The sequence below is a fragment of the Massilia yuzhufengensis genome (assembly GCF_900112225.1).
Classification (GTDB): domain Bacteria; phylum Pseudomonadota; class Gammaproteobacteria; order Burkholderiales; family Burkholderiaceae_D; genus Telluria; species Telluria yuzhufengensis.
In genome coordinates, this window is record NZ_FOLD01000057.1 from 1 (window position 1) to 5998 (window position 5998).

The following is a 5998-nucleotide window of genomic DNA, read 5'->3' on the forward strand; positions in this document are numbered from 1 at the left end:
GAATATTTGTCTTGCGAAAACCCGCGTATATCAGGCTGATCAACCGTCGTTTCGCCGCCCGTTCTGCTGTAAGCGCATTGGATAATGCACCGGCACTCAAACATGTAAGACGTCTACAGGCGCGGCTCATCGGACCGATTGAGCATGACCGGGCAGCCGCGCCGGACGCTAACTTGGAGTCCACGGATACTGCGGTTTAGCATGGGCCTTGCAGCCCATACCCCGCCAATTTGCGGTGCCTTTGGGCTGCCGCCTGACGGGTCACGTCCCAAACGAGCGAAAAGCAGGAAAAAGAAAGAAACGCTTGACGGGTCAATACATATCAGGGTGGTCGGCTTCGCCGACCGCCCTACGGGAGCTGGTCCGCAGCGTCCCCAAGCCGCAGGCCAGGATTCATCCGCTCCAGCGCGAGCAAGGCCGCGGCGTGGTCCGCGGTCGGCATCGCCGCCTCGATCGTTGCATACTGACGCGTCACCAGCTCGGTCACCGGCAAGCGCAAGCCGGCCGCGCCGGCCGCCGCCAGCACATTGCGTAAATCCTTCAGCTGGCTCTTTACCTGGCCGCCCGGCATGAAATTCCGGTCCAGCATACGCTGCCCGTGCACGTCGAGGATGCGACTGCCGGCGAACCCGCCCCGGATCGCCTCGCGCACCGCGGCCGGATCCGCCCCCGCGGCCTGCGCCAGCAGCAGCGCTTCGGCCACCACGTTCAGCGTCGCGCCGACGATCAGCTGGTTGCACAGCTTGGCCACTTGCCCGCTGCCCACCGGCCCGACGCGCTGCGGCGTGCCCATGGCGCCCAAGATTTTTACCACTTGGTCAAAATCCGCAGGTGCACCCCCAGCCATGATCGCCAGCGTGCCCGCTTCCGCCCCGCCGACGCCGCCCGACACGGGCGCGTCGATGAAGCGGCAGCCCTGCGCCGACAAGCGCGCGTTAAAAGCCAGCGCCTCGTCATGCCGGGTCGAACTCATGTCGATCCACAGGGTTCCAGGTGCGAGCAAGGGCAGCGCTGCCGCCATTACTTCTTCCACCACCGGCCCGGCTTCGAGCATGGAAATGACGAGCTCCGCGCCCTGCACGGCCTGCGCCAGCTCGGCTACCGGTTCCGCCCCCGTCCCGCGCAAGGCCTCGGCCTTGGCGAACGTGCGGTTCCAGGCCCGCAGGGCGTAACCGGCCTGGGCCAGCCGCGCAGCCATCGGCCTTCCCATCAGGCCAATGCCGAGGAAGGCGATGGTCGTCATCAGAACAGCCCGAGGAACTTCTTGACGGTGTTCTTGCGGCCCGGCACGACGAGGTCGGTGACCCCCTTCTCGTTGAAGGCGTCCAGCAGTTCCGGGAAGCCCTTGCGCTTGACCAGGTTCAGTTCGGATTCATACAGGGGCACGACGCAGTGGAAATAAATGTCCTTGCCCTCGTGCTCGAGCGAGGCGAAGGCTTCCGGGGCCGAGGCCGGCGGCAGCAGGATGGCGCCGGTGAACTCGACGCCCTTCGCGTAGGGCTTGGCCGGGTGGCCATTGGGCACCGTGTGACCCAGGCCCAGCCATTCCTTGTGCAGGTGCGGATAATGCGCCAGGTGGCGCAGCAGGGCGACCGGCCAGTACCAGCGCTCGTCCTGCACCGATTGCGCGTCCAGCTTCCAGTCCGCCGGCAAGGCCATCATCAGCTCGGCGAAGGGCGGTGCGCCTTCCGGCACGGTCATGGGGCGGCTGCTCATGCCCGAGGTCACCAGGCGGAGAAAAGGCGTGCGCTCGTTGGCCGGCACCACGTGGATATCGACTTGCACCGGGTCGGCGATGGTGTCGTGGAACACGGTATCGATCCGCCCAAGGTGCGCGGCAATGTGCTCGGCAATCGGGTCATGCGGCAAGACGGCCGGGGCCACTTGCTCCTGGGTCGGTTTCGCGAGCGGGTACAGGGGAGTGCTGGTCGGTTCGGTCATGCGAGTGTGTAAAGCGTTCTGCGGGGCGTCTATCATACCCGCGCGACAGCTTAAGGTGGCGCTCAGCGCAGCTTTGTGCACGCTAGTACAATGGCAGATTCAACAAGATTCCTGCCTCGTTTAGAAAGCGAAACATGTTCACTGTGAAGAAATTTGCCAGTCTTGCTGCGGCCTGCGCCGCTGCACTGTTCGCCCAGGGCGCCTGCGCCGCCGACGGCCTGTTCGACTCGGCCTCGCTCGAGTTCGGTTCCAATCCGCAGCAGCGCATGGTACGCGTCGCCGTGCAGAACGACTGGGACCAGCGCTGGTTCGCCCATAAGGGCTACCACCTGTCGGGCTACTGGGAAACCAACGTCGCCCTGTGGCGCCTGAGCGCCTACCAGAACGTGCCGGGCCGCAAAAAGAACCTCGCCGTCATCGGCTTCACGCCGGTGTTCCGCATCCAGAGCGACAGCAAACTGGGCCTGTATGGCGAACTCGGCGTGGGCGTCAACCTGTTCTCCAAGCTGTACAAGAACGAAGACAAGGAACTGGCCACCGCCTTCCAGTTCGGCGACCACGTGGGCGTGGGCTACACCACCGCGAAATGGGACTTCGGCCTCAAGTTCCAGCACTACTCGAACGCCAGCATCAAGCGCCCGAACGCCGGCGCCAACTGGCTCATCGCCAAGGCGGCTTACCGCTTCTGAGCACTAGCTGAACGGCGGCAACAGGGCGTGGCCCTGCTGCCAGGTATGACACAATCGGGCTGGGGCGGGCCCTCCGGCCCGCCAGGTTCACGAGGCCCGCTTGACTGATCCCAGCACGATCAAACGCTACCTGCCCTGGCTGGTGGCCACTGCCCTGTTCATGGAGCAGCTCGACGCCACCATCGTCAATACCGCCATTCCCAGCATCGCGGCCAGCCTGCAGGTTACGCCGCTGAGCCTGAAATCGGTGGTCACCAGCTACATCCTCGGCCTGGCCGTCGGCATTCCGCTCAGCGGCTGGATGGCGGACCGCTTCGGCACCCGCCGCGTGTTCTTTACCGCCATTTCCATTTTCACGATTGCCTCGGTGCTGTGCGGGCTGTCGGTCAACGCCCACATGATGACCTGGGCGCGCCTGCTGCAGGGCCTGGGCGGGGCGATGATGATGCCGGTCGGCCGGCTGGCGCTGGTGCGCACCTTCCCCAAGAACGAACTCCTGTCGGCGATGAACTTCGTGATCATCCCGGCGCTCATCGGGCCGCTGCTGGGGCCGACAGTGGGCGGGCTGATCGTCCACTGGACCAGCTGGCGCATGATCTTCTTCGTCAACGTGCCGGTCGGACTGATCGCGCTCTACCTGGTGTGGAAGCACATGCCAGACTATCAGGGACATGAGAAACGCCCGCTCGATGTCATCGGCCTGGTCCTGTTCAGTAGCGGCACGGCCATCCTGTCCTGGCTGCTGGAAGTATTCGGCGAGCACACGCTCGATGCGATCACCGGCGGCCTGCTGCTGGCCTTGTCGCTGGCCCTGCTGGCGACCTACGCCTGGCACGCGCTGCGCGTCAAGCATCCGCTGCTGCGGCTGACCCTGTTCAAGGTGCGGACCTTCCGCATCTCGGTCGCGGGGGGCTTCTTTACGCGGCTGGGCGTGGGCGGCCTGCCCTTCCTGCTGCCGCTGCTGTACCAGCTCGGCCTGGGCCTGCCGGCGTGGCAATCGGGCCTGTTGATGATGCCAGCGGCGGCCGCCGCCATGGGCATGAAGATGTTCGCGCCCAGGCTGCTGGCGCGCTTCGGCTACCGCCAGGTATTGATCGTCAACACCGTCTGCATCGGCATCACGATCGCCCTGTTCACCCTGGTGGGGCCGGGCACGCCCTTCTGGGTCATCGTGGCGATCAGCCTGGCGCAGGGCTTCTTCAATTCGCTGCAGTTCTCGAGCATGAACACCCTGGCATATGCCGACATCGAGCCGCAGGACACCAGCATGGCCAGCACCATGTCGAGCTCGTTCCAGCAGCTATCGATGAGTTTCGGCCTGGCAACGGGGTCGATCGTGACGGCCTGGTTCCTGGGGCCGGTGGCGCAGGACAACCGGGCGCTGGTCTCGCAAGCGCTGCACCATGGTTTCGCGACGCTGGCCGTGATGACCCTGGTGTCCTCGGTGATCTTCTGGCGCCTGCGCCGCAACGATGGCGACAGCATCAGCCGCGGGCAGGTCAAGGCGAAGGAAGCGGAACCGGTCGCGCAGCCGCTGGGCGGGTGAAGCTGCCCAGGCGCTTCAGTTGATGGCTTGCGGGATCACCTGCACCGAGCCGCGTTTCATGGCGCGCGGCGTGGTGATGGGCGAGAAGTAGATCTTGTTCTGGCTCATCGCGATATAGACCCGGTGGCGGTGCAGGAAATCGGCGCCCAGTACCATGATCTCGCCCGAGTGCGGCAAGTCCATCAGGCGCAGGTCGAGGTCCTTGACCTCCAGCGCGCCGATCGACATCAGCGGCACCGGCACTTTCCATACCGGCTTGTCGGCCGCATGTCCGGGCAGGGCTTGCTCGCGCTCCGCGCCGGGCGAGCCAGGCGTCAGCCCGAGCCTGTCGGCGGTGGACTTGGGCAGGTAGGAATGCGGGGTGGCGGTGGACAGCAGGGCCATGACGTTGGTGCCCCCGACGCGGACCTGGAACACGATCCGCGGATCGCGTTTCCACGAATCGACGAAGCCCGGTACCGCTACCGCTTGCGGATCCCAGTAGGCCAGGTGTTCGCCAATGCAGCCGTTTGGCCGGAAGGATTTGAGGTAGCCGGCATCCAGGGCCACCTCCAGGTCGGTTTTCAGGAGGCTGCCGGCGCCGATGCGCACACCGAAGCTGTCGTCCATGAAGTCCTCGACCATATACGTGCCATCCCTGCTCCCGCTCAGGCCGAAGGAAAAGTCCTTGATCGAGGCAAGCGAAAGGTCGCGTACGATGTCCACGCCGGTGTCGTTGCGTTCATTGGACGAGAACATGGTGCTGGTCGTGCTGCGCACCGCGATATTCAGGCGCTCCAGCACCTTCTTGTTCATCACCACCGCTTCGGGAGCAGCGGTACTGAGCATCACGGGAACGGCGGCGCCATTGATCGTGGCCTGGCCGACCGGGCGCATGTCCTCGGTAAAGGTCAGCGGCAAGAGCGCCTGTTCGCCCATGTCGCAACGCGCAGGCAACGCAGAGGCGAATGCCGCCTGCGAGGCCAGCAGGCCGGCGCACACGGCGGAACGCAACAGGGACAGGGGCAAGGCTGGACGGGCAAAGGTCATGGCGTCGAAAGGTGGCTTTGGTGCAGGCAGTATAGAGACCTGCACCCGTTGAAACCATCTTCCTCCCAAATTACCCCTGCCTCATAAGGAGCGCGCCGCGTTGTCAATGCCGGCCGCGCCCCCGCCCCCGGCCATGTCCCCACCCGCCGCGATGATGGCCACCGTGATGGCGCCAGCCGTGGTGGTGGTGCCGCCGATAGTGGCCATGACGGGGCCCGTCGTAGAAACCGAAGCCGAAATCGAGTGCGATGGGAGGGCCGACGTAGGTGGGATAGGCATACGCCGGATAGCTTGCATCGTAGGCTGCGTAAGGTGGCGCGTACACGCATCCACCCAGGCCGGCGGCCAGCAGCAGGGTAATCACGACACGCCGCAGCGCGCCGGTCTTTGGAGTGTCCATGTCAGCCCCCGAAAGTGGCGAACCTGATTCAGTGTAGGTCGGGGGGTGGGGATTGCAATGTCAAAACAAGGTCAACTTAGGCTCCGGCCTTCGCCGGAGCCCAATTCCGTCGAGCAGAGATACCGCATCCTTGATGCGATAACGCTCGAATACCCAACGCACAAACGCAAAAAAACCCGCAGAGATCACTCTGCGGGTTTTTTCTTATAACTAGCCTGACGATAACCTACTTTCACACTGGTTGCAGCACTATCATCGGCGCAAAGTCGTTTCACGGTCCTGTTCGGGATGGGAAGGGGTGGGACCGACTTGCTATGGTCATCAGGCTTTGACTTGTACGAGTCTTTTACCAGGCGGTAAAAGAACTCTGAATCTGGAAGAAGTAGTTTTTTT

At 64.2% G+C, this 5998-nt stretch carries 6 protein-coding genes and 1 rRNA gene; 3 read left to right on the forward strand and 4 right to left on the reverse strand.

Features of this window, described 5'->3' with window-relative positions:
* A partial coding sequence (locus BM031_RS25820) for a hypothetical protein (RefSeq protein ID WP_218147641.1) occupies positions 1–200 on the forward strand: 200 nt, incomplete at its 5' end.
* Positions 201–349: 149 nt separating this feature from the next.
* Here the strand turns inward: BM031_RS25820 and BM031_RS24745 are convergent.
* The gene (locus BM031_RS24745) at positions 350–1243 is read right to left on the reverse strand and encodes an NAD(P)-dependent oxidoreductase (protein ID WP_091877602.1); all 894 of its coding nucleotides are present in this window, start codon (positions 1241–1243) and stop codon (positions 350–352) included.
* Positions 1243–1941 carry a suppressor of fused domain protein gene (locus BM031_RS24750; protein ID WP_091877604.1) on the reverse strand — a complete coding sequence of 233 codons (699 nt, stop codon included), beginning with the start codon at positions 1939–1941 and terminating at the stop codon, positions 1243–1245. Before BM031_RS24750 ends, BM031_RS24745 begins: the two co-directional genes overlap by 1 nt.
* Before the next feature lie 134 nt (positions 1942–2075).
* On the opposite strand from BM031_RS24750, the gene BM031_RS24755 reads away from it, so the two are divergent.
* Both BM031_RS24755 and BM031_RS24760 read left to right on the forward strand, forming a co-directional pair.
* On the forward strand, positions 2076–2630 hold the full coding sequence (locus tag BM031_RS24755; RefSeq protein WP_091877607.1) for an acyloxyacyl hydrolase: 555 nt from the start codon (positions 2076–2078) through the stop codon (positions 2628–2630).
* A 100-nt stretch (positions 2631–2730) separates the two neighbouring features.
* On the forward strand, positions 2731–4176 hold the full coding sequence (locus BM031_RS24760; protein WP_229409195.1) for a DHA2 family efflux MFS transporter permease subunit: 1446 nt from the start codon (positions 2731–2733) through the stop codon (positions 4174–4176).
* Between the two features lie 15 nt (positions 4177–4191).
* On the opposite strand, the gene BM031_RS24765 is transcribed toward BM031_RS24760, so the two are convergent.
* Positions 4192–5205, reverse strand: coding sequence for an aspartyl protease family protein (locus BM031_RS24765; protein WP_091877609.1), 1014 nt, complete (start codon positions 5203–5205; stop codon positions 4192–4194).
* 613 nt (positions 5206–5818) lie between these two features.
* Positions 5819–5931 (reverse strand): 5S ribosomal RNA (gene rrf, locus BM031_RS24775).
* Positions 5932–5998 lie beyond the last annotated feature (67 nt).

Excerpts from the sequence above, each read along its gene's own strand:
- BM031_RS24765 (WP_091877609.1), bottom strand. The coding sequence starts at position 5,205 with ATGACCTTTGCCCGTCCAGCCTTGCCCCTGTCCCTGTTGCGTTCCGCC.
- BM031_RS24745 (WP_091877602.1), bottom strand. The coding sequence starts at position 1,243 with ATGACGACCATCGCCTTCCTCGGCATTGGCCTGATGGGAAGGCCGATG.
- BM031_RS24750 (WP_091877604.1), bottom strand. The coding sequence starts at position 1,941 with ATGACCGAACCGACCAGCACTCCCCTGTACCCGCTCGCGAAACCGACC.
- BM031_RS24755 (WP_091877607.1), top strand. The coding sequence starts at position 2,076 with ATGTTCACTGTGAAGAAATTTGCCAGTCTTGCTGCGGCCTGCGCCGCT.